Source organism: Massilia sp. 05N420, from assembly GCF_056397205.1.
The window spans coordinates 13926-33613 of record NZ_JBFTMX010000028.1 but is presented as its reverse complement, the minus strand read 5'-3'; the positions used below and the strand labels follow the sequence as shown (position 1 = coordinate 33613).

Sequence of the window (19688 nt, the reverse complement as noted above, 5' to 3'; positions counted from 1 at the left end):
CAGGACCGATCCATGCCCGAATCCTCCCGCAAACAGGCTGCCCCCTGCGGCGCCTGGGCCTCTCCCATTACCGCCGCCGTCGTGGCCGCCGGTTCGACCCCGCTGTCCGGCGTGCTGCTCGACGGCGCCGACCTCTACTGGCTGGCCGGCCGTGCCAGCGAAGGCGGCCGTACCACCCTGCTGCGCCAGCGCGACGGCCGCGTCGACGAACTCACGCCTGCGCCCTTCAACGTGCGTACCCGCGTGCACGAATACGGCGGCGGCGCGGTGCTGGTGGCGGACCGGCGCGTGTGGTTCTCGAATTTCGCCGACAACCGTGTTTACAGAGTCGATCCGGAGGGGAACGAGCCGGTGCCGGTCAGCGAGGGCGGCGCACTGCGCTGGGCCGACTTCGTGCTGGACCGCATTCACCAACGCCTGGTCGGCGTGCGCGAAGACCACTCGGCCGGCGAGACTTATCCGGTCAATACCCTGTGCGCCCTGGGCGCCGACGGCACCCAGCTGGTGCTCGACGACGGCTACGATTTTTACTCGTCCCCGCGCATCTCGCCGGACGGCAGGCAGATCGCCTGGCTGTGCTGGAACCACCCGCGCATGCCCTGGGAGGGTACGGAGCTCTGGCTGGCCGACATCGTCGCGGACGGCACCCTGGCCAACGGCCGCCTGATCGCCGGCGGCATCGATGAAGCCATCGTGCAGCCGGAATGGTCGCCGGGCGGCATCCTCCATTTCGTTTCCGACCGCGGCGGCTGGTGGAACCTGCACCGCTACGACCACGGCGTGGTGCACCCGATCTGCCCGCGCGAGGCCGAGTTCGGCCTGCCGCACTGGGTCTTCGGCCAGTCGATGTACGGCTTCCGTTCGGACGACGAGATCGTCTGCGCCTATATCGAGGGCGGCGTCAGCAAGCTGGCGCGCCTGGACACCCGCAGCGGACGGCTGACGCCGATCGACACGCCCTACCAGGAGATCCGCGAGCTGCGCGTGAACGGCGACAGCGTCGCCCTGCTGGGCGGCGCCCCGACCGTCGCGGCCGAGGTGGCGCGCATCGACCTGGCTGCCGGCCATCGTGAGGTGCTGGCGCGCTCGATCGAGCAGCTGCCCGAGGCCGGCTATCTGTCCGTGCCGCAGACGATCAGCTATCCCAGCGCCAAAGGCCGTACTTCGCACGCCTTCTACTACCCGCCGACGAATGCGGCCTTCGAAGCGCTGCCCGGCGAGCTGCCGCCGCTGATGGTGATCGGCCACGGCGGCCCGACCGGCATGGCCAGCAGCACGCTGAAACTGGCGACCCAGTTCTGGACCAGCCGCGGCATCGCCGTGCTGGATGTGAACTACGGCGGCAGCACTGGCTTTGGCCGCGCCTACCGCGACCTGCTGAAGGAACAGTGGGGCGTGGTCGACGTCGAGGATTGCGTGGCCGGCGCCCAGTATCTGGCCGACCAGGGCCTGGTCGACCGCGAACGCCTGCTGATCCGCGGCGGCAGCGCCGGCGGCCTGACCACCCTGTGCGCCCTCGCCTTCCACGACGTGTTCAAGGCCGGCGCCAGCTACTACGGCGTGTCCGACCTGAAGGGCCTGGACGCCGACTCGCACAAGTTCGAGTCGCACTACAACGAATACCTGATCGCGCCGAAGGCTAGAGCCGACGCCGTGTATGCGGAACGCTCGCCGATCAACCACACGGACAAGCTGCGCCGGCCGATGATCTTCTTCCAGGGCCTGGACGACAAGGTGGTGCCGCCGCCGCAATCCGAGGTGATGGTCGAGGCCCTGCGCGCGCGCGGCGTGCCGGTCGCCTACCTGACCCTGGAAGGCGAAGGCCACGGCTTCCGCAAGGCGGACAGCATCGTGCGCACGCTGGAGGCCGAGCTGGTCTTCTATCTGCGCGTCTTCGGCATTCCCGTCCCTGCCGACCTGCCTGGCGTCGATATTGAGAACCTGGCTGCATGAGTGTGGAGGTTCTCGGCGCGATCTTCGAAGCGTGCAATGAAAAGCGCAAGCTGATCCTGGCCCTGCTGGCCCTGGCCGGCGAGCCGATGGGCCGGCGGCGCATCCACGAGCATTTGCTGCCGCTGGGCGTAAGCGCGGTCGAGGACGACCTCGCCGATGATCTCGAAGCGCTGCGCGCGGACGGCCTGATCGGCGAGCTGCCCTCGCGCGGCTACGTGATCACGCCGGACCTGGCCTGGCCGGCGATGGCCTGGGCCCTGCGCGGACGCCGCCTGAACGAGCTGCGCGAGGTCTACCAGCTGGTCACGCCGCTGCGGCTGGACTGGCAGGGCACGCCCATGCTGCGCAGCTACCGCCAGGGCGTGGCCCTGCTGCGCATGGCCTTGCTGGCCGGAGAAGGACCGAAGACCATCGCCCCCCTGCTGGCGGCCTGCCTGCGCTGCCACGAGGCGGCTTACCTGCATCCGCTGGTCGACATCTGCGCCCGCCCCTTCGAGCCGGAACTCATCGAACGCATCAACGGCGCGGTGCGCGACGAGGTGCTGGCGGTGCTGGTCAGCCATGTCCAGCGCGAGCCGGGCAGCGCCCCGCCGATACGCGCCTACGCCGAGGAACACGTGGCCCCGGGCGGCGCCTCGATGGCCCTGCGCACCGCCCTGGCCGAGCACCTGATCCTGTGCGGCCGCCTGGACGCCGCCGGCGACTTGCTGCACGACCTGGACGAATCCGCGACCCTGTACTACCGCAGCGTCATCCAGCTGCTGCGCGGCGATCCCGATGAAGCCCTGGCCGGCTTCGACAAGGCCTTGAAAGCCCTGCGCAAGGAAACCGGCAAGAGAAAAGCCATCTTCGAAGGCATCGGCGGCCACCTCTACATCACCGCCCTCTTGAAGAGCAGCGACCCGAAGCACGCCAAGGCGCTCGATACCTACCTGGAATCGGCCACCCGCGCCGTGCAGAGCCACGACACCGCTGTCTACCAGCAGCTGTCGATGCTGCGCCAGATCCGCGGCGGCACCGTCGACGCCGAAGTCCTCCCCTCGCGCAACTGGGAGACCTCGCTGCAGCCGGTCATGTTCCGCGCCCTGCTGCACTGGTGGCTCGGCATGCCGCAGCTGGCCGAGCGCAAGGCTTTCCTGGAACAGCAGATGGAGATGGCGGAAGCGGCCGGCTTCGATTTCATCGCCGCGCAGATCGGCGCCGTGCTGGGCCAGCTGGGCATGGTCGGCATCGACAAGCGCGCGATCGCCCTGCGCCAGCGCCACCGCTTCACCGACATGGCGCTGTGGTTCGAGCGCGAGCAGCCCTGGGAGCGCCAGCTCAATGCCCTGATCAACCTGCAGCCTGCCGTCAACGTCGAGGTGGTGAAGGAATCGCGCCTGGCCTGGCTGGTGGGCTGGGACGAGCACCTGGGCGTGCGTGCGCTGGAACCGCGCGAGCAGAAGCGCGACGTGCAGGGCGGCTGGACCCGCGGGCGGCCGCTGGCCCTGAAGCGCCTGGCCGAGGACGCGGCGGAGCTCGACTTCTTGACGGCCCAGGACGTGCAGGTTGCCGGTACCATCGGCGCCTACCGCTACTACAGCGGCACCGGGATGCGCTACGAGTTCGACCTCGACAAGGCGGTGGCGCTGCTGGCCGGCCACCCGCTGCTGTTCTGGATGGATTCGCCCGGCACCCGCATCGAACTGCTGCCGGGCGAGCCCCAGCTGATGGTGCGCGCCGGCGGCGGCAAGGTCACGATCTCGCTGAACCCGCCGATGCGCGAGCAGCAGGGCGAGGTCGTGGTGACCAAGGAGACGCCGACCCGCCTGCGCATCGTCCGCATCAAGGAAGAGCACAAGCGCATCGGCGCCATCGTCGGCGAGGGCCTGGAAGTGCCGCTGGAAGCGGAAAAGCGCGTACTGCAGGCGATCAGCGCGATCTCCTCGATCGTGACGGTGCAGTCCGACATCGGCGGCAGCCCGGCCGACATCGAACAGGTGGATGCCGACATGCGCCTGCATATTCACCTGTTGCCCTACCAGCAGGGCTTGCGCGTGCGCGTGCTGGTGCGCCCGCTGCCGGACGCCGGTCCGTTCCTGCAGCCCGGCGACGGCTTTGATCGCATCATCGCGGACGTGGCCGGCGTGCGCGTCGAGGCGCGGCGCGACCTGAACGCCGAGCGCGAAGCCGAGCGCCAGCTGCTGGCCGATTGCAAGTCGCTGGAAAACGCCGAGCACGAACATGGCGAATGGCTGCTCGGCCAACCCTTCCACTGCCTGGAACTGATCACCGAACTGCAGGAACTGGATGCGTCGCGGGTGGTGGTTGCCTGGCCGGAGGGAGAATCCTTCCGCATCACGAAGAAGGTATCGTCGAAGTCGGTGCGCCTGAACATCCGGCGCGACAAGGACTGGTTCGCCGCCAACGGCGAAGTCAGGATCGACGAGAACAAGGTGATGGATTTGCGCGAGCTGCTCGGCCGCCTGCGCGAAGACCGCTTCGTGGCCCTGGGCGACAACCAGTTCCTGGCCCTCACCGACGAGCTGCACCGCAGGCTGACCGATTTGTCGGCGTATACCGACGCGGACGAAGAGGCACTGCGCTTCCACCCGCTGGCCAGCTTCGCGCTGGAAGAGATGGCGCTGGAGGCCGGCGAAGTCGATGCCGATGCCGCCTGGCGCAAGCACCTGCAGCACATGGCGGCGAATGCCGACTACCGGCCGCAGCTGCCGACCACCCTGCAGGCCGAGCTGCGCGACTACCAGGTCGAGGGCTTCGAATGGCTGTCCCGCCTGGCCCACTGGGGCGTGGGCGCCTGCCTGGCCGACGACATGGGCCTTGGTAAAACCCTGCAGGCGCTGGCCCTGATCCTGTCGCGCGCGCCCGGCGGCCCGACCCTGGTGGTGGCGCCGACCTCGGTGGCCACCAACTGGATGGCCGAGGCGGAGCGCTTCGCGCCTACACTCCAGATGAAGCTGTTCGGTGCCGGCAAGCGCGAGGCGATGCTGAAGGAAGCCGGGCCCTTCGACGTGATCGTCGTCAGCTACGGCCTGCTGCAACTGGAAGCGGAGCTGTTCAAGGACATGCGCTGGCACACCATCGTGCTGGACGAGGCGCAGGCGATCAAGAACGCGCACACGCGCCGCTCGCAGGCGGTGATGTCGCTGCGCGGCGATTTCCGCATGGCCGCCACCGGCACCCCGCTGGAAAACCACCTGGGCGAGTTGTGGAACCTGTTCAGGTTCATCAACCCCGGCCTGCTCGGCACCAGCGACCAGTTCAACCTGCGCTTTGCCGGCCCGATCGAAAAAGCCACCCAGGAGAAAACCAAAGACAGGCGCGCCGAGCTGGCCGCGCGCACCCGCCTGCGCCGCCTCACGCAACCCTTCATCCTGCGCAGGACCAAAGCCCAGGTGCTGTCCGAACTGCCGCCGCGCACCGAGATCGTGCTGCCGGTGGAGCTGAGCCAGGAAGAGATGGCGCTCTATGAATCGCTGCGCCGCGACGCGCTGGAACGCATCGCGACCCTGCAGGCCCCGCAAGCACAAAAGCAGATCCAGATCCTGGCCGAGATGATGAAGCTGCGGCGCGCCGTCTGCAATCCGGTCCTGGTGGCGCCCGACAGCGGCATCCGCAGCAGCAAGCTGGACACGTTCGCGCGCCTGGTGGAGGAGCTGCTGGAGAACCGCCACAAGGCCCTGGTGTTCAGCCAGTTCGTGGATCACCTGACCCTGCTGCGCCGCCACCTGGACGAGCGCGGCATCCGCTACCAGTACCTGGACGGCGCCACGCCCATGCAGGAGCGCAAACGCCGCGTGGACGCCTTCCAGGCCGGCGACGGCGACCTGTTCTTGATCAGCCTGAAAGCCGGCGGGGTCGGGATCAACCTCACCGCCGCCGACTACGTGATCCACATGGACCCGTGGTGGAACCCGGCGGTCGAAGACCAGGCCTCGGACCGCGCCCACCGCATGGGCCAGCAGCGGCCGGTGACGATCTACCGCCTGGTGGCGCGGCATACGATCGAGGAAGGCATCGTCGACCTGCACCGCCACAAGCGCGACCTGGCCGACAGCCTGCTGGAAGGCAGCGACGTCTCGGCGCGCATGTCCCCGGACGACATGCTGGCCATGCTGCAGGCCGGCCTGGCGGGCGGGCGTGCGGCGCCGCCGCTTACGTGACGGATTGTTTCAGGCTTCCGCAAAGGCCGGGAATGGTGCTAATCTTGGCGCCCATGATGAAAACGAAACTCGCGCTTGCGGTCCTGCTCACCAGCTTCGTGCTGGCGCCGGCCGGCGCGCGCACCAGCAAGGCGGCCAAGCCGAAGCACACCAGCAGCGCCAAGGCCAAGCCGTCGTCGAAAGCCAAAGCCTCCGGCAAGTCCTCGGCGAAGGCCGACAGTAAATCCGCCAAGGGTAAAGGCAAGGGCGCGGCCGCAGCCGCTCCGGTTGCCGCGGCGGCGGCCGCACCGGTTGCCGCGCCAACCTCGCAGAACCGCAACGACCGCTTCATGGACTCGCAGTCGATGCAGTTCCTGACCGCGCTGTGGCGCATCGATCCGGAAGGCGCTATCTACGTCGGCAAGTTCGACGCCGCCGCCAGGCTGACCATCCCCGACGCACCGACCCGCGCCAAGCAGCTGGCCTTCATCGACGAGTGGCTCGAGAAGTTCCGCAAGCTGAACGCCGACAAGCTCTCGCCCAACCAGCGCACCGATCTTGCAGTCCTGATCAACAAGCTGCAGTACGACCGCTGGAAGCTGACCGTACTGCGCGACTTCGAGTGGAACCCGGCCCAGTACAACGTGGCCCAGCCGCTCGACCTGATCATGAACACCGAGTACGCCGCCAGGCCGCAGCGCCTGCGCACCATCCTCAAGCGCCTGGCCGACGTGCCGGCCTACTACCAGGCGGCGCAGGCATCGATCGTGAACCCGACCCGCGAACATACCCAGCTGGCGATCTCGCAGGCGCCGGGCACGCTGGTGGTGCTGGCCGACCTCGGCAAGGCAGCCCAGGATTCGGTCCAGCTGACGCCGCAGGAAAAGGCGATCTTCGCGCAGCGCGTAGCGAACGCTGGCAGCGCGCTGCTGGCCTGGGTCGACTTCCTGAGCGACCTCGATAAGTCGCAGGAACAGATGCGGCACGCCCGCTCGTTCCGGCTCGGCAAGGAGCTGTACGAGCAGAAGTTCGCCTTCGAGATCGAGTCCGCCAGCACGGCCGAGCAGACCTACCGCAAGGCCCTGGCCGCGCGCGAAGAACTGCTGACCCGCATGGACGGCCTGGCCGACCAGCTGTGGGACAAGACCATGGGCAGCGCCGCCAAACCGGACGACCGCTTCAAGAAGATCGGCATGGTGATCGACAAGCTCTCGCTGCAGCACGTCGCCGCCGCCGACTTCCTGCCCGAGATCCGGCGCCAGATCCCGCAGCTGCAGGACTACGTCATCAAGAACAACCTGGTCTCGATCGACCCGAGCAAGCCGCTGGTGGTGCGCGAGACCCCGCTGTACCAGCGCGGCGTGGCCGGCGCCAGCATCGACGCGCCGGGACCGTACCGGCCGAAGGACAAGACCTATTACAACGTCACGCCGCTTGACGGCCTCACGCCGGAACAGGCCGAAAGCAGCCTGCGCGAGTACAACAACTGGATGCTGCAGATCCTGAACATCCACGAGGCGATCCCCGGCCACTACACCCAGCTGATGAACGCCAACCGCTCGCCCTCGCTGGTGAAAGCCCTGTTCGGCAACGGCGCGATGGTCGAAGGCTGGGCCGTGTACGGCGAGCGCATGATGCTCGAATCCGGCTACGGCAACAATGCGCCGGAACTGTGGCTGATGTGGTGCAAGTGGAACCTGCGCAGCGTGTCGAACACCATCCTCGACTACAGCGTGCACGTGCTCGGCATGACGCGCGAGCAGGCCATGGACCTGCTGGTGCGCCAGGCCTTCCAGACCCCGCAGGAAGCGGCCGAGAAGTGGCGCCGCGTGCAGCTGTCCTCGGTACAGCTGACCAGCTACTTCAGCGGCTACAGCGACATCATGGAACTGCGCGAACGCCGCAAGCAGCAGCTGGGCGAGCGCTTCAACCTGAAGGCCTTCCACGACCAGTTCCTCGGCTACGGCAATGCGCCGGTGAAGATCATCGGCCAGCTGATGCAGTAAGCCACGACGCATGTACAAGGCCCCGCCCTCCCCGGCGGGGCTTTTTTTCGCCTGTTTCCGGCCCTTGCCGGACGGTGTTGGCCGGGAGCCGACACCGTCTGCCCAGGCTGTTGTTCCCGGCCCGACTCTACAAGGCTTGATCCGGGCCCGCGGAGGCCTTCATGCCCGTTTCAGGGGGCTGGCACGCCTTGTGCTGAATGGAGATCGTGGGACGAACAATCGCTCCGCACTTTCCAAAACCAGCCATTGAAGGGGAACATCATGAACATCCACAAGCACATGGAAGCCATCTTCGTCGTCGCACTCGCCGCCGTCGGCTTCGGTACCTTTACGATCGACAGCATGGCGGAGGCCGAAGCCGGCACGCGGGCGCCGATGGTGCGCGAGGCGGCATCGTCATCGGCGTCCGCCGATGCGCTCGCCGTCATGTGCGCAGCGCGGCCGGCGCGCCGGGCCTGATACCGAAGTTCAGGTCTCGGCGCGGATCATGTTGCGCATGACGCCGAGGCCGGTGATCTCGGTCTCGATCACATCCCCATGCTTCAGGAACTCGGGCGGTTTGCGCGCAAAGCCGACGCCCGAGGGCGTGCCGGTGGCGATGATGTCGCCCGCCTCCAGCGTCAGGCCGCGCGACAGCTCGGCGATGATGCGCGGGATCTTGAAGTACATCTGCTTGTAGCTGGCGTTCTGCTTCTCGACGCCGTTCACGCGGCAGATCACGCGCAGGTCGTCGAGCCTGACGCCGGCCGCGGTGACGATCCAGGGTCCCATCGGCCCATGACCGTCCAGGCTCTTGCCCTTGAACCACTGGCCGCCGTGCAGCTTCTGCTGCGCCTCGCGCACCGTGGTGTCGTTGTAGGGCGCGTAGCCGAACACGTAATCCATGGCCCGCTCTTCGGGGATGTTGCGGCCGGTCTGGCCGATGACGACGGCCAGCTCCGCTTCCCAGTCGGTGGTGTTCGAATACGCCGGGTCGTGCGGGATAGCATCGAAAGGCCCGTTCATCGTGTGCGTGCCCTTGGTGAAGAACACTGGATGCTCAGGCAGCTTCTCGGTCGACTTGTCGAAGCGGGCCTGCTTGCCTTCCTCGAAGTGGTCGAGGTAATTCCAGCCGACGCAGTAGATGTTGCGCTCGGGCCGAGGAATCGGCGACATGAAGCGCGCCTTCTCGACCGGCAGCAGCGAAGCCGGCCGGCCGAGCGCATTGTCGACCACCGCGCGCACCTGTTCGAGGCCGGCATTGCCGCTCTTGATCAGCGCCAGCATCGAGCCGGCATCGAAAGCGAGCGCTCGCTTTTGCCGCCGGGCTTCGGCCTGCAGGTCGACCAGCCTGTCGTTGTCGAGGACCGCGACCACGGTCGGCTGTCCGTTCGGCGTGAGGCTGCAGGTGGCGAGGCGCATGCCGATCTTGCCGGCCAGCGGCGGCACGGCGACTGCGGGAGCGGGAGGGTTCTGTGCGAGGGCGGGATGCTGGGTGCCGGCCAGCAGGCCCCCCATGGCGGCGGATGCGCTGGCTGTCAGCAGCTTGCGACGGTTCGAATCCATTGAGACGTCTCCTTGTGGTTGTCGTTATGGCAAAACTCATCTGAAAGCATTCTAGCGGGCATTTTTCCGCCGCTGAGCGGGTGTTACAAAACTTTCGTCCTGAAATGCAAAGCGGCGCCCTCGGGCGCCGCGCGTTCACCAGCAAGGTGGCAGGGACTCAGGCGTGCTCTTCCGGCGCGCGCGTGACGCGCACGAACACCGGCGCCAGCAGCAGGCCGAGTTCGAACAGCAGGCACATCGGAACGGCGAGGGCCAGCTGGCTGACCGCGTCCGGCGGCGTGACCACGGCGGCGATCACGAAGGCGCCGACGATCACGTAAGGGCGTATCGACTTCAGCTTCTCGACGCTGATGATGCCCATCCGCACCAGGATCACGACCACCACCGGGACCTCGAAGGTGGCGCCGAAGGCCAGGCACATCGAGATCACGAAATCGAGGTAGTTCTCGATGTCCGGCATGACCGCGATCGAGCTCGGGGCGAAGTTGGCGATGAAATGGAAGACCCGTCCGAACACCAGGAAATAGCAGAAGGCGACGCCGGCGATGAACAGCAGCGAGGACGAGATCACCAGCGGCAGCACCAGCCGCTTTTCGTGGGCGTAGAGGCCGGGCGCGATGAAAGCCCAGGCCTGGTAGAACACCCAGGGCAGCGAAATGATCAGCGCCAGCACCAGGGTCACCTTCATCGGCACCAGGAAGGGTGAGCTGACGCCGGTGGCGATCATCTTGGCGCCGGGCGGCAGCGAGGCCAGCATGGGCGCGGCCAGGAAATCGTAGATGCGGTCCGGCCCCGGCCACAGGAGCAGGGCGATGCAGACGATCGCGACCCCGATGACGGCCCGGACCAGGCGGTCACGCAGTTCGACCAGGTGCGAAATAAAGGTTTCGCCTGCAGCTTCGTCAGTCATCTAGAAAAAGGAAGTGTTGGACTTGGTTCCGGGGCGGAACTTGCGCACGCGCGCCGCACCCGACAGCACGTGCTGGCGGCCGCCGTGGCGGTTCTTGTACCAGGCGGGAACGCTGGAGGTCTTGACCAGCTTCTTGCGGCGGAATTCGCGCGCCTTGCGCTCGATGTCGTCCGGCGTGACATGGGAGCTCGATGACGATGCGGTATCGCCGCGCCAGGCGGATTCGACCTCGCCGAGGTGGGACGAGACCGTGTTCTCGACCTCGGCGCCGAAACTTTCGACCTCGGTCTTGAAGCTGTGCGCGGTTTCCTGCACTTCCTTGTGCAGGTTGCGCAGCTCTTCCATTTCGATCTCGCGCGAGACTTCCGACTTCACCTCGTGCAGGTAGCGCTGGGCGCGGCCGTACAGCGTGCCGGCCATGCGCGCCACCTTGGGCAGGCGCTCGGGGCCGATCACGATCAGCGCGACCACGCCGATGACGGCGAGTTTGGAAAGCCCGAGATCGATCATGGAAATGGATTACGAGCGGTTCTTTTCGCGCGTTTCGACGTCGATCGTGTTCGTGGACTTGTCGGCCACCTGCTGGGTCGAGGCCGGCGGGACATTCGCCTGGCGCTCTTCTTCGCTGCCCTTCACGCCGTCCTTGAAGCCTTTCACGGCCTTGCCGAGATCGGAACCCGCGTTCTTCAGCTTGCCGGTACCAAACACCAGGACCACCACCACCAGCACGATCAGCCAGTGCCAAATACTAAACGAACCCATTGTTTTCTCCTTGCGGGCGCACGCCCGAATTCGCATGTAGCGTACGCGCAGTATAAGCGATGATTACCCGGCATGGTTTCTTTCCAGCCGGAAGTTTTAGTCAAGTTCCCCGCATCAAGTCCCGAGCCCGCGCCACGGACGAGGACCGCCATACACGTGCAGGTGCAGGTGATACACCTCCTGGCCGCCATCCGGACCGGTGTTGATCAGGGTCTTGAAGCCGCCGCTGCGCTGGCCGTCCGGGCCCTGCTTGACGGCGATTCCATGCTCGGCGGCCAGTTTCGGCGCCAGGGCCAGCATCTTGCCGAGGATCGCCGCGTGCGCATCCGTGCAGTCGGACAAGGTGTCCACGTGCCGCTTCGGAATGACCAGCAGGTGGACCGGTGCCGCCGGGTTGATGTCCTTGAACGCGAGCAGCTCGTCGTCCTCGTACACCACGCCAGCCGGGATCTGCTTTGCGGCAATCTTGCAGAAGATGCAGTTATCCATGTTCTCTCCAGTCAGCACGATATTCTATTCGGGTCGAATGACAGCGCCGTGACGCTCTCAGCCCTTGCGCTCTCACTCCTTGCGCGAGGCCTTTTCCTCGATGCCGGACAGGCCTTCGCGGCGCGCCAGCTCGTCCAGCACCTGCTGCGGGCTCAGGCCGAAGCGCGCCAGCAGCACAGCCGAATGGAACCACAGGTCGGCCACTTCGTACAGCAGCTTGGAGGCATCGGCACCGGCGCGCACGTCCTTGGCCGCCATGACGGTCTCGGTCGCTTCTTCGCCGATCTTCTTGAGGATCGCATCGTCGCCCTTGGCGAACAGGCGGGCCACATAGGATTTGTCGGGATCGCCGCCGTTTTCCGGCTTGCGCGTCTCGATCGTTTCCGCCAAGCGGTCGAGGATGGTGCTCATAGGTCTTTCTTTTGAACCGTCTTCTTCGGTTTGGTATAGATGGTATTCGGGTCTTTCAGCACCGGGTCGGCGTCATGCCAGTCGCCGTTCCCGAACTTCTGGAAGAAGCAGGAATGGCGGCCGGTATGGCAGGCGATGCCGCCGGCCTGTTCGACCTTCAGCAGCACCACGTCCTCGTCGCAGTCGAGGCGGATCTCCAGCACTTTCTGGACGTGGCCGGACTCTTCGCCCTTGTGCCACAGCTTCTTGCGCGAGCGGCTCCAGTACACCGCTTCGCCCAGCTCCACGGTCTTGGCCAGGGCTTCGCGGTTCATCCAGGCGAACATCAGGATGTCGCCGGTGGCGGCTTCCTGGGCGATCACCGGCACCAGGCCGTGCTCGTCCCATTGCACCTTCTTCAGCCAGGGCTGGGCCGGAATCGATGGGGTCGTCGTCGGGGTTACCATCTGTGTTTGTCCAGTTCAGTCCAGTCGCATCGGGATGCCGCGGTCATGCATGAAGCGCTTGGCTTCGCCGACCGTGTGCTGCCCGTAGTGGAAAATGCTGGCGGCCAGCACCGCGTCGGCGTGGCCTTCCAGGATGCCGTCCGCCAGGTCCTGCAGGCCGCCCACGCCGCCGGAGGCGATCACGGAAATGCCGACCGCGTCCGAGACGGCGCGCGTCAGGCCGAGGTCGAAGCCGGACTTGGTGCCGTCGCGGTCCATGCTGGTCAGCAGCAGTTCGCCGGCACCCAGGCTTTCCATCTTGCGCGCCCACTCCACCGCGTCGAGGCCGGTCGGATTGCGGCCGCCGTGGGTGAACACTTCCCACTTGCCGGGCGCGACCTGCTTGGCGTCGATCGCCACCACGATGCACTGCGAGCCGTGCTTCTGCGAAGCCTCGAACACCAGTTGCGGGTTGGTCACGGCCGAGGTGTTCATCGACACCTTGTCGGCGCCGGCGTTCAGCAGGCGGCGCACGTCCTCGACCTTGCGCACGCCGCCGCCCACCGTCAGCGGGATGAAGACGGTCGAGGCCACGGCTTCGATGATCGGCAGGATCAGGTCGCGGCCGTCGCTCGAGGCGGTGATGTCGAGGAAGGTGATCTCGTCGGCGCCCTGGCCATCGTAGCGGCGTGCGATCTCGACCGGGTCGCCGGCATCGCGCAGCTCGGTGAAATTGACGCCCTTGACCACGCGGCCGCCGGTGACGTCAAGGCAGGGGATGATGCGTTTTGCGAGCATATAAATCTTTAGTTAACCCGTCAATCCCGCTTTCGCGGGAACGACGGTTTCTCGGTTCCGGGCTAGTTAAGCCTGCGCCCCTTCAGTCAGCTCATCCGCACGCTCCTGCGCGCTGGCCAGGTCGAGCGTGCCTTCATAGATCGAACGGCCGCAGATCACGCCTTCGATGCCTTCGTCCTGTACCGCGCACAGCGCTTCGACGTCGGCCAGGTTGTGCAGGCCGCCGGAGGCGATGATCGGGATCTTGACGGCCTGGGCCAGGCGCACGGTGGCTTCGATGTTCACGCCGCCCATCATGCCGTCGCGGCCGATGTCGGTGTAGACGATCGATTCGACGCCATAACCCTCGAACTTCTTGGCCAGGTCGATGACTTCATGGCCCGACATCTTGCTCCAGCCGTCGGTCGCGACCTTGCCGTCCTTGGCGTCCAGGCCGACGATGATCGAGCCCGGGAAGGCGCCGCAGGCGTCGTGTAGGAAGCCCGGGTTCTTCACCGCGGCGGTGCCGACGATGATGTAGGTGATGCCGTCGTCCAGGTAGCGCTCGATGGTGTCGAGGTCGCGGATGCCGCCGCCGAGCTGGACCGGGATCTCGTCCAGGTCATTCTCGGTAGCGTATTCCTGCACCACCTGCAGGATCGATTTGATGGCGTCCTCGTTCTTCGGCTTGCCGGCGAAAGCGCCGTTCAGGTCGACCAGGTGCAGACGGCGCGCACCCTTCTTGAGCCAGTGCAGCGCCATCTCGGCGGGATCTTCGGAGAACACGGTGGCGAGGTCCATATCGCCCTGTTTCAGGCGAACGCAGTGACCGTCTTTCAGGTCGATGGCGGGAATCAGCAGCATGGTCGTAATCGGTTGGTTGACGGGTGAAGAACCTGAGCGTTCAGGGTTTCCAGTGGATGAAATTGCGATACAGGCGCAGGCCGGCGGCCGCGCTTTTTTCAGGGTGGAACTGGGTGGCGACGATGTTGTCGCGCGCGACCGCGCAGCAGTAGGGACCGCCGTAATCGGCTTCGCCGATGGTGTCGTCCGGATTGGCCGGCCGGGCGTAATAGCTGTGCACGAAGTAGAACCAGGCGCCGTCCTCGACGCCTTCCCACAATGCATGCGCGCGTGCCTGTCGCACGCGGTTCCAGCCCATCTGCGGCACCTTGAAGCGCGAGCCATCGGCGGCAAGCTTGCCGTCGAGCTGGAAACGCACCACCTTGCCGGGGAACAGGCCCAGGCCGGGCGTGCCTTCGTTTTCTTCGCTGGCGTCGAACAGCATCTGCTCGCCCACGCACACGCCCATCACCGGACGCGTCTTCATGGCGCGCAGCACCGCTTCCTCGGCGCCGGATTCGCGCAGGCTGCGCATGCAGTCGCGCATGGCGCCCTGCCCCGGCAGCACGACGCGGTCGGCGGCGTCGATCACGGCGGCATCGCTCGAAACGATCACGTCCGCTTCGGGAGCGGCGGCGCGCAGCGCCTGCGCTACCGAACGCAGGTTGCCCAGGCCATCAACCACAACAATCTTGTTTGCCATGATCGATCGCTTACAGGCTGCCCTTGGTCGATGGAATCGTGCCCAGCGCGCGCTCGTCCAGCTCGGACGCCATGCGCAGGGCACGGCCGAAGGCCTTGAACACGGTCTCGCACTGGTGGTGGGCGTTCACGCCCCGCAGGTTGTCCACGTGCAGGGTCACGCCGGCGTGGTTCACGAAGCCGCGGAAGAACTCGATCGTCAGGTCGACGTCGAAGCGGCCGATGGTGGCGCGGGTGAAGGGCACATGCCATTCCWGGCCCGGACGGCCGGAAAAGTCGATCACCACGCGCGACAGCGCTTCGTCGAGCGGGACGTAGGCGTGGCCGTAGCGGCGGATGCCTTTCTTGTCGCCGATCGCCTTGGCGACCGCCATGCCCAGGGTGATCCCGGTGTCCTCGACGGTATGGTGGTCGTCGATGTGCAGGTCGCCGACGGCCTCGACCTCGAGGTCGATCAGGCCATGGCGGGCGATCTGGTCCAGCATATGGTCGAGGAAAGGCACGCCAGTGTTGAGTTTCTGGCGGCCGGTACCGTCGAGATTGAGCGCGACGCGGATCTGCGTCTCGCTGGTGTTGCGGGTGATTTCTGCGGTGCGGGTCATTGCAGGGAAGCCTTCAGGGCATTCAGGAATACGGAATTCTCTTCCGGGGTGCTGACCGTCACGCGGATGCAGTTGGCCAGCAATTCGTGCATTTTACTCAAATTCTTGATCAATACCCGTTCATCGAACAGTTTAGCGCAGGTACGGTCGGCGTCCGGTACACGCAAGGTAATGAAATTCGCGCTCGACGGGAATACCGTCACGCCCGGCAGCGCAGCCAGCGCCGCCGCCAGCTCGCCGCGCGCTTCGTTCAGGCGGGCCGCCTGCTCGTTCAGCACGTCGATATGGTCGAGCGCGAACTCGGCCGCCGCCTGGGTCAGCACGTTGATGTTATACGGCGGGCGCACCTTGTCGAACTGGTCCAGCAGCGCGGGCGCAGCCGCCAGGTAGCCGAGGCGGATGCCGGCCAGGCCCAGCTTGGACAGCGTGCGCATCACCATCAGGTTCGGGTATTGCGGCAGGCGGCCCATGAAACTGGTGCGGGCGAAGGGTTGGTAGGCCTCGTCGACCACGGCGATGCCGGTGTCGCCCAGCGCCTCGATGATGGCGACCATGTCGTCTTCATCGTAGAGGTTGCCGGTCGGATTGTTCGGGTAGGCCAGGAACACGACCGACGGCTTGTGTTTTTCGATGGCGGCCAGCATCGCCGGGCGGTCGAGCGAGAAATCGGCTTTCAGCGGCACGCCGACATAATCCATGCCGGCAAACTGGGCCGAGCGCTGGAACATCACGAAGGCCGGGACCGGGGCCATCAGCACTGCCCTCTTGTCCTGGCGTGCGGTGGCCATGGCGATGATGCTGATGATCTCGTCGGAACCGTTGCCGAGGATGACGTCGTAGCCGGCCGGGACGCCGAGCTTGTCGCGGATCTTCTGCTTGAGGGTGCCGTACGAGGCCACCGGATAGCGGTTCAGCACGGCGTCGGCCAGGCGCGTGGCCAGTGCCTGGCGCAGGTTTTCCGGCAGCTCGTAGGGGTTTTCCATGGCGTCGAGCTTGATGTAGCCGCTGGCGTCCGGCACGTTATAGCTATGGCCGGCACGGACGTCTTCGCGGATCGTGTTGGCGATGAGGGTGTCGATGTCGGTCATGGTGTGCTTCCTTGAATAGCGTTGTCTAAATTTTGCTCGTTGGCTACTGCCCCGTCGCCCCCGCGCAGGCGGGGGTCCAGGTTTGCGTGCGTTTTGACTGCTCGTGCAACTTGGGGCGTCGCACAGCGGGGCGCCTGCGCGGGGACGACGGTGCAAGCGCTTTCGGTCATAACGGTTTTGTCCTTCTTGCGACTTCCTGCCGTCTTTTTCCTGGCCGGCGCCTCCGGCATCGCCAGCCTTTGCTGAATGATCTCGCAATAAGCCTGGTTCAGCTCGAACCCGACGAAATGCCGCCCCAGCCGACGCGCCGCCAGCGCCGTGGTGCCGCTGCCCATGAAGGGGTCGAGCACCACGCCGCCCGGCGGGCAGGAGGCCTTGAGCATGCGTTCGATGATCTCGAGCGGCTTCTGGGTAGGATGATCGACCCGCTCCGCATGTTCGCGGTGCAGGCGCGAGACGCTCCACAGGTCCTTCGGGTTGTAGCCGACCTCGAGCCACTTGGCGCCCACGAAGATCGAACGCGAACGCGCCTTCTTGGTCTCGGCGTCGTAGGGGATGCGCACGGCGTCCAGGTCGAAATAATAGTCCTTGCGCTTCACGAAGAAGCCGATGGTGTCGTGCACCGAGCTGAAGCTGCGGGTGCTGCCGCCCATCGAGGGCACGCGGCGGTCCCAGATGATCTCGTTCATCATCGTCAGGCGCTTCTTCAGCATGACGAAGATTTCCGGCGCAAAGCGCCAGGTGAGGAAGATGTACAGGCTGCCGTTGGCTTTCAGCTTGGGCAACGCGACGTCGATCCAGCGCTCGGTCCAGGCCAGGTAGTCGTCGACGCTCTGCTGGTCGGAAGCGTTGCCGTAGTCCTTGCCGAGGTTGTACGGCGGATCGGTCAGGATCAGGTCGATGGACCCGTCGGGGATGCGCGCCATGCCGGCCAGCGCGTCCTCGCAGAAGACCCGGTCGACCCAGTCCATCATGCGGAACCAGACCCGGTCGGCTCGCCGTCCTGCCTGATCCTTAGCTCTGCGCTGCGGGCGTGCGCCTGCAGGCCTTCGCCGTACGCCAGCTCGGCCGCGACCTTGCCCAGGGTCTGGGCGCCGGCTTCGGACACGAACAGCAGCGACGAGCGCTTCTGGAAGTCGTACACGCCCAGCGGCGACGAGAAGCGCGCCGTGCGCGAGGTCGGCAGCACGTGGTTCGGGCCGCAGCAATAGTCGCCCAGCGACTCGGACGAGAAGCGGCCCAGGAACATCGCGCCCGCATGGCGGATCCGGTCCGCCCATTGCTGCGGCTCGGCGGCCGAGATTTCCAGGTGCTCGGCGGCGATGTCGTTGGCGATCGCGCAGGCTTCTTCCATGTCGCGCACGAGGATCAACGCGCCGCGGTCCGTCAGCGAGGTCGTGATCGTCTCCTTGCGCGGCATGGCCGGCAGCAGCTTGTGGATGCTGGCTTCGACCTGGGCGATGTAGCCGGCGTCCGGGCACAGCAGGATGGCCTGGGCCAGCTCGTCGTGCTCGGCCTGGGAGAACAGGTCCATGGCGACCCAGTCCGGGTCGGTGCTGCCGTCGCACAGCACCAGGATTTCGGACGGGCCGGCGATCATGTCGATGCCGACCGTGCCGAACACGCGGCGCTTGGCGGCGGCCACGTAGGCATTGCCCGGGCCGACGATCTTGTCGACGGCAGGAATCGTCTCGGTGCCGTAGGCCAGGGCGCCGACGGCCTGGGCGCCGCCGATGGTGATCACGCGCGTCACCCCGGCGATCGCGGCGGCGGCCAGCACCATGCGGTTCTTGATGCCGTCCGGCGTCGGCACCACCATCACGATCTCTTTCACGCCCGCGACCTGGGCCGGGATCGCATTCATCAGCACCGACGAGGGATACGCCGCCTTGCCGCCCGGGACGTAGATGCCGACGCGGTCCAGCGGCGTCACGCGCTGGCCCAGCACGGTGCCGTCAGGTTCGGTGTAGGTGAAACCGTTCAGTTCCTGCTTCTGGCGCTCGTGGAAGACCCGGATGCGATCGGCGGCGGTCTGCAGCGCGGCGCGCTGGGCCTCCGGCAGCGAGGCCAGCGCATCCTGCAGTTCCTGCTGCGTCAGGTCGAAGGCGGCCATGCCTGTAGCACCCCCACCGGGGATGCGGTCAAACTTGTTGGTGTACTCCAGCACGGCCGCATCGCCGCGCGCCCTGACGTCGGCGAGGATCTTGGCGACGGCGGATTCGATCGCGTCGTCGGTCTCGGCTTCGAAGGCCAGCAGCTTGGTCAGCTGCTGCTTGAAATCGGGGGCGGTGGAATCGAGCTTGCGGACATCCATGTTATTGACCTTGCTGCTTGGAGGCGCGTTCGAAGGCCTCGATGATGGGTTGCAGTCGCTCGCGCTTGAGCTTGAGCGCGGCCTGGTTGACCACCAGGCGCGAAGAGATCTCCATGATCTTCTCGACTTCGACCAGGTTGTTGGCGCGCAGGGTGCCGCCGGTCGAGACCACGTCGACGATGGCATCCGACAGGCCGACCAGCGGCGCCAGTTCCATCGAGCCGTACAGCTTGATCAGGTCGACGTGCACGCCCTTCTTGGCGAAGTGCTCGCGCGCGGTTTCCACGAACTTGGTGGCCACGCGCAGGCGCGCGCCCTGGCGCACCGCGGTCTCGTAGTCGAAGCCGGCGTTCACCGCCACCGACATGCGGCAGCAGGCGATGCGCAGGTCGACCGGCTGGTACAGGCCTTCGCCGCCATGCTCGAGCAGCACGTCCTTGCCGGCCACGCCGAAGTCGGCGGCGCCGTACTGGACATAGGTCGGGACGTCGGTGGCGCGCACGATCAGCACGCGCACGCCAGGGTCGTTGGTCGCCAGGATCAGCTTGCGCGAGGTTTCCGGATTTTCCAGCACCTCGATGCCGGCCGCGGCCAGCAGCGGCAGCGTGTCTTCGAAGATGCGGCCCTTGGAGAGGGCGAGGATCAGCTGCTTGCTGTCCTGGGGTGATTTGGTCATATTGAGTGTCAGCCGATGCCCGTCGTCCCCGCGCAGGCGGGAA

At 66.3% G+C, this 19688-nt stretch carries 19 protein-coding genes; 4 read left to right on the top strand and 15 right to left on the bottom strand.

The genetic code is table 11. From position 1 onward, the window contains the following. The first annotated feature begins 12 nt into the window (after positions 1-12). The 4 genes from AC1DIX_RS18225 to AC1DIX_RS18210 all read left to right on the top strand — a co-directional run bounded on the left by AC1DIX_RS18225 (position 13) and on the right by AC1DIX_RS18210 (position 8560). Positions 13-1953 carry a dipeptidyl-peptidase 5 gene (locus AC1DIX_RS18225; RefSeq protein WP_477326259.1) on the top strand — a complete coding sequence of 647 codons (1941 nt, stop codon included), beginning with the start codon at positions 13-15 and terminating at the stop codon, positions 1951-1953. Further along, positions 1950-6116: a DEAD/DEAH box helicase gene (locus AC1DIX_RS18220; RefSeq protein WP_477326257.1), complete on the top strand. Its 4167-nt coding sequence runs from the start codon at positions 1950-1952 to the stop codon at positions 6114-6116. Before AC1DIX_RS18225 ends, AC1DIX_RS18220 begins: the two co-directional genes overlap by 4 nt. A 53-nt stretch (positions 6117-6169) precedes the next feature. Next, the gene (locus AC1DIX_RS18215; protein ID WP_477326255.1) at positions 6170-8101 is read left to right on the top strand and encodes a DUF885 domain-containing protein; all 1932 of its coding nucleotides are present in this window, start codon (positions 6170-6172) and stop codon (positions 8099-8101) included. A 261-nt stretch (positions 8102-8362) separates the two neighbouring features. After that, positions 8363-8560: a hypothetical protein gene (locus AC1DIX_RS18210; protein ID WP_441935271.1), complete on the top strand. Its 198-nt coding sequence runs from the start codon at positions 8363-8365 to the stop codon at positions 8558-8560. A 9-nt stretch (positions 8561-8569) separates the two neighbouring features. Here the strand turns inward: AC1DIX_RS18210 and AC1DIX_RS18205 are convergent, their stop codons facing one another. From AC1DIX_RS18205 to hisG, 15 genes are all read right to left on the bottom strand, one after another. Then, positions 8570-9646 (bottom strand): fumarylacetoacetate hydrolase family protein, encoded by a 1077-nt coding sequence (locus AC1DIX_RS18205; protein ID WP_441935270.1) that lies wholly within the window; start codon positions 9644-9646, stop codon positions 8570-8572. Positions 9647-9803: 157 nt separating this feature from the next. Continuing rightward, the gene (gene tatC, locus AC1DIX_RS18200) at positions 9804-10556 is read right to left on the bottom strand and encodes a twin-arginine translocase subunit TatC (RefSeq protein WP_441935269.1); all 753 of its coding nucleotides are present in this window, start codon (positions 10554-10556) and stop codon (positions 9804-9806) included. Beyond that, on the bottom strand, positions 10557-11066 hold the full coding sequence (gene tatB / locus AC1DIX_RS18195) for a Sec-independent protein translocase protein TatB (RefSeq protein WP_441935268.1): 510 nt from the start codon (positions 11064-11066) through the stop codon (positions 10557-10559). A gap of 9 nt (positions 11067-11075) precedes the next feature. Further along, a complete protein-coding gene (gene tatA, locus AC1DIX_RS18190; protein ID WP_441935267.1) occupies positions 11076-11318 on the bottom strand; it encodes a Sec-independent protein translocase subunit TatA in 243 nt (80 codons plus the stop codon). Positions 11319-11432: 114 nt separating this feature from the next. Further along, positions 11433-11807, bottom strand: a complete 375-nt coding sequence (locus AC1DIX_RS18185; RefSeq protein ID WP_441935266.1) for a histidine triad nucleotide-binding protein — start codon at positions 11805-11807, stop codon at positions 11433-11435. Positions 11808-11879: 72 nt separating this feature from the next. Then, positions 11880-12218 (bottom strand): phosphoribosyl-ATP diphosphatase, encoded by a 339-nt coding sequence (locus AC1DIX_RS18180; RefSeq protein ID WP_441935265.1) that lies wholly within the window; start codon positions 12216-12218, stop codon positions 11880-11882. Further along, a complete protein-coding gene (gene hisI, locus AC1DIX_RS18175) occupies positions 12215-12664 on the bottom strand; it encodes a phosphoribosyl-AMP cyclohydrolase (protein WP_441935264.1) in 450 nt (149 codons plus the stop codon). Before hisI ends, AC1DIX_RS18180 begins: the two co-directional genes overlap by 4 nt. 15 nt (positions 12665-12679) lie before the next feature. Next, positions 12680-13441 carry an imidazole glycerol phosphate synthase subunit HisF gene (gene hisF / locus AC1DIX_RS18170; protein ID WP_441935263.1) on the bottom strand — a complete coding sequence of 254 codons (762 nt, stop codon included), beginning with the start codon at positions 13439-13441 and terminating at the stop codon, positions 12680-12682. Between the two features lie 66 nt (positions 13442-13507). Then, complete coding sequence (hisA, locus tag AC1DIX_RS18165; protein WP_441935262.1) at positions 13508-14284, bottom strand: 1-(5-phosphoribosyl)-5-[(5-phosphoribosylamino)methylideneamino]imidazole-4-carboxamide isomerase; 777 nt, start codon at positions 14282-14284, stop codon at positions 13508-13510. 40 nt (positions 14285-14324) lie between these two features. Continuing rightward, on the bottom strand, positions 14325-14966 hold the full coding sequence (gene hisH / locus AC1DIX_RS18160) for an imidazole glycerol phosphate synthase subunit HisH (protein WP_477326252.1): 642 nt from the start codon (positions 14964-14966) through the stop codon (positions 14325-14327). A gap of 10 nt (positions 14967-14976) precedes the next feature. Beyond that, positions 14977-15567 carry an imidazoleglycerol-phosphate dehydratase HisB gene (gene hisB, locus AC1DIX_RS18155; protein ID WP_477326250.1) on the bottom strand — a complete coding sequence of 197 codons (591 nt, stop codon included), beginning with the start codon at positions 15565-15567 and terminating at the stop codon, positions 14977-14979. Continuing rightward, positions 15564-16655, bottom strand: coding sequence for a histidinol-phosphate transaminase (gene hisC, locus AC1DIX_RS18150; protein ID WP_477326248.1), 1092 nt, complete (start codon positions 16653-16655; stop codon positions 15564-15566). Before hisC ends, hisB begins: the two co-directional genes overlap by 4 nt. Then, positions 16652-17629, bottom strand: coding sequence for a DNA-methyltransferase (locus tag AC1DIX_RS18145; RefSeq protein WP_477326246.1), 978 nt, complete (start codon positions 17627-17629; stop codon positions 16652-16654). Before AC1DIX_RS18145 ends, hisC begins: the two co-directional genes overlap by 4 nt. Next, positions 17626-18969 carry a histidinol dehydrogenase gene (hisD, locus tag AC1DIX_RS18140; RefSeq protein WP_477326244.1) on the bottom strand — a complete coding sequence of 448 codons (1344 nt, stop codon included), beginning with the start codon at positions 18967-18969 and terminating at the stop codon, positions 17626-17628. The genes AC1DIX_RS18145 and hisD overlap by 4 nt, the downstream gene beginning before the upstream one ends. A gap of 1 nt (position 18970) precedes the next feature. Continuing rightward, entirely contained in the window at positions 18971-19645 is a 675-nt protein-coding gene (gene hisG, locus AC1DIX_RS18135) for an ATP phosphoribosyltransferase (protein ID WP_441935257.1), read from the bottom strand. Positions 19646-19688: the final 43 nt, after the last annotated feature.

What these genes read in the sequence shown, in the direction of transcription:
- hisI (WP_441935264.1), bottom strand. Translation starts at nt 12,664, where the DNA reads ATGGTAACCCCGACGACGACCCCATCGATTCCGGCCCAGCCCTGGCTG.
- AC1DIX_RS18145 (WP_477326246.1), bottom strand. Translation starts at nt 17,629, where the DNA reads ATGATGGACTGGGTCGACCGGGTCTTCTGCGAGGACGCGCTGGCCGGC.
- AC1DIX_RS18215 (WP_477326255.1), top strand. Translation starts at nt 6,170, where the DNA reads ATGATGAAAACGAAACTCGCGCTTGCGGTCCTGCTCACCAGCTTCGTG.
- hisA (WP_441935262.1), bottom strand. Translation starts at nt 14,284, where the DNA reads ATGCTGCTGATTCCCGCCATCGACCTGAAAGACGGTCACTGCGTTCGC.
- tatA (WP_441935267.1), bottom strand. Translation starts at nt 11,318, where the DNA reads ATGGGTTCGTTTAGTATTTGGCACTGGCTGATCGTGCTGGTGGTGGTG.
- hisG (WP_441935257.1), bottom strand. Translation starts at nt 19,645, where the DNA reads ATGACCAAATCACCCCAGGACAGCAAGCAGCTGATCCTCGCCCTCTCC.
- AC1DIX_RS18185 (WP_441935266.1), bottom strand. Translation starts at nt 11,807, where the DNA reads ATGGATAACTGCATCTTCTGCAAGATTGCCGCAAAGCAGATCCCGGCT.
- AC1DIX_RS18180 (WP_441935265.1), bottom strand. Translation starts at nt 12,218, where the DNA reads ATGAGCACCATCCTCGACCGCTTGGCGGAAACGATCGAGACGCGCAAG.
- AC1DIX_RS18205 (WP_441935270.1), bottom strand. Translation starts at nt 9,646, where the DNA reads ATGGATTCGAACCGTCGCAAGCTGCTGACAGCCAGCGCATCCGCCGCC.
- hisH (WP_477326252.1), bottom strand. Translation starts at nt 14,966, where the DNA reads ATGGCAAACAAGATTGTTGTGGTTGATGGCCTGGGCAACCTGCGTTCG.
- AC1DIX_RS18210 (WP_441935271.1), top strand. Translation starts at nt 8,363, where the DNA reads ATGAACATCCACAAGCACATGGAAGCCATCTTCGTCGTCGCACTCGCC.
- AC1DIX_RS18225 (WP_477326259.1), top strand. Translation starts at nt 13, where the DNA reads ATGCCCGAATCCTCCCGCAAACAGGCTGCCCCCTGCGGCGCCTGGGCC.
- hisD (WP_477326244.1), bottom strand. Translation starts at nt 18,969, where the DNA reads ATGGATGTCCGCAAGCTCGATTCCACCGCCCCCGATTTCAAGCAGCAG.
- hisF (WP_441935263.1), bottom strand. Translation starts at nt 13,441, where the DNA reads ATGCTCGCAAAACGCATCATCCCCTGCCTTGACGTCACCGGCGGCCGC.
- tatC (WP_441935269.1), bottom strand. Translation starts at nt 10,556, where the DNA reads ATGACTGACGAAGCTGCAGGCGAAACCTTTATTTCGCACCTGGTCGAA.
- AC1DIX_RS18220 (WP_477326257.1), top strand. Translation starts at nt 1,950, where the DNA reads ATGAGTGTGGAGGTTCTCGGCGCGATCTTCGAAGCGTGCAATGAAAAG.
- hisC (WP_477326248.1), bottom strand. Translation starts at nt 16,655, where the DNA reads ATGACCGACATCGACACCCTCATCGCCAACACGATCCGCGAAGACGTC.
- tatB (WP_441935268.1), bottom strand. Translation starts at nt 11,066, where the DNA reads ATGATCGATCTCGGGCTTTCCAAACTCGCCGTCATCGGCGTGGTCGCG.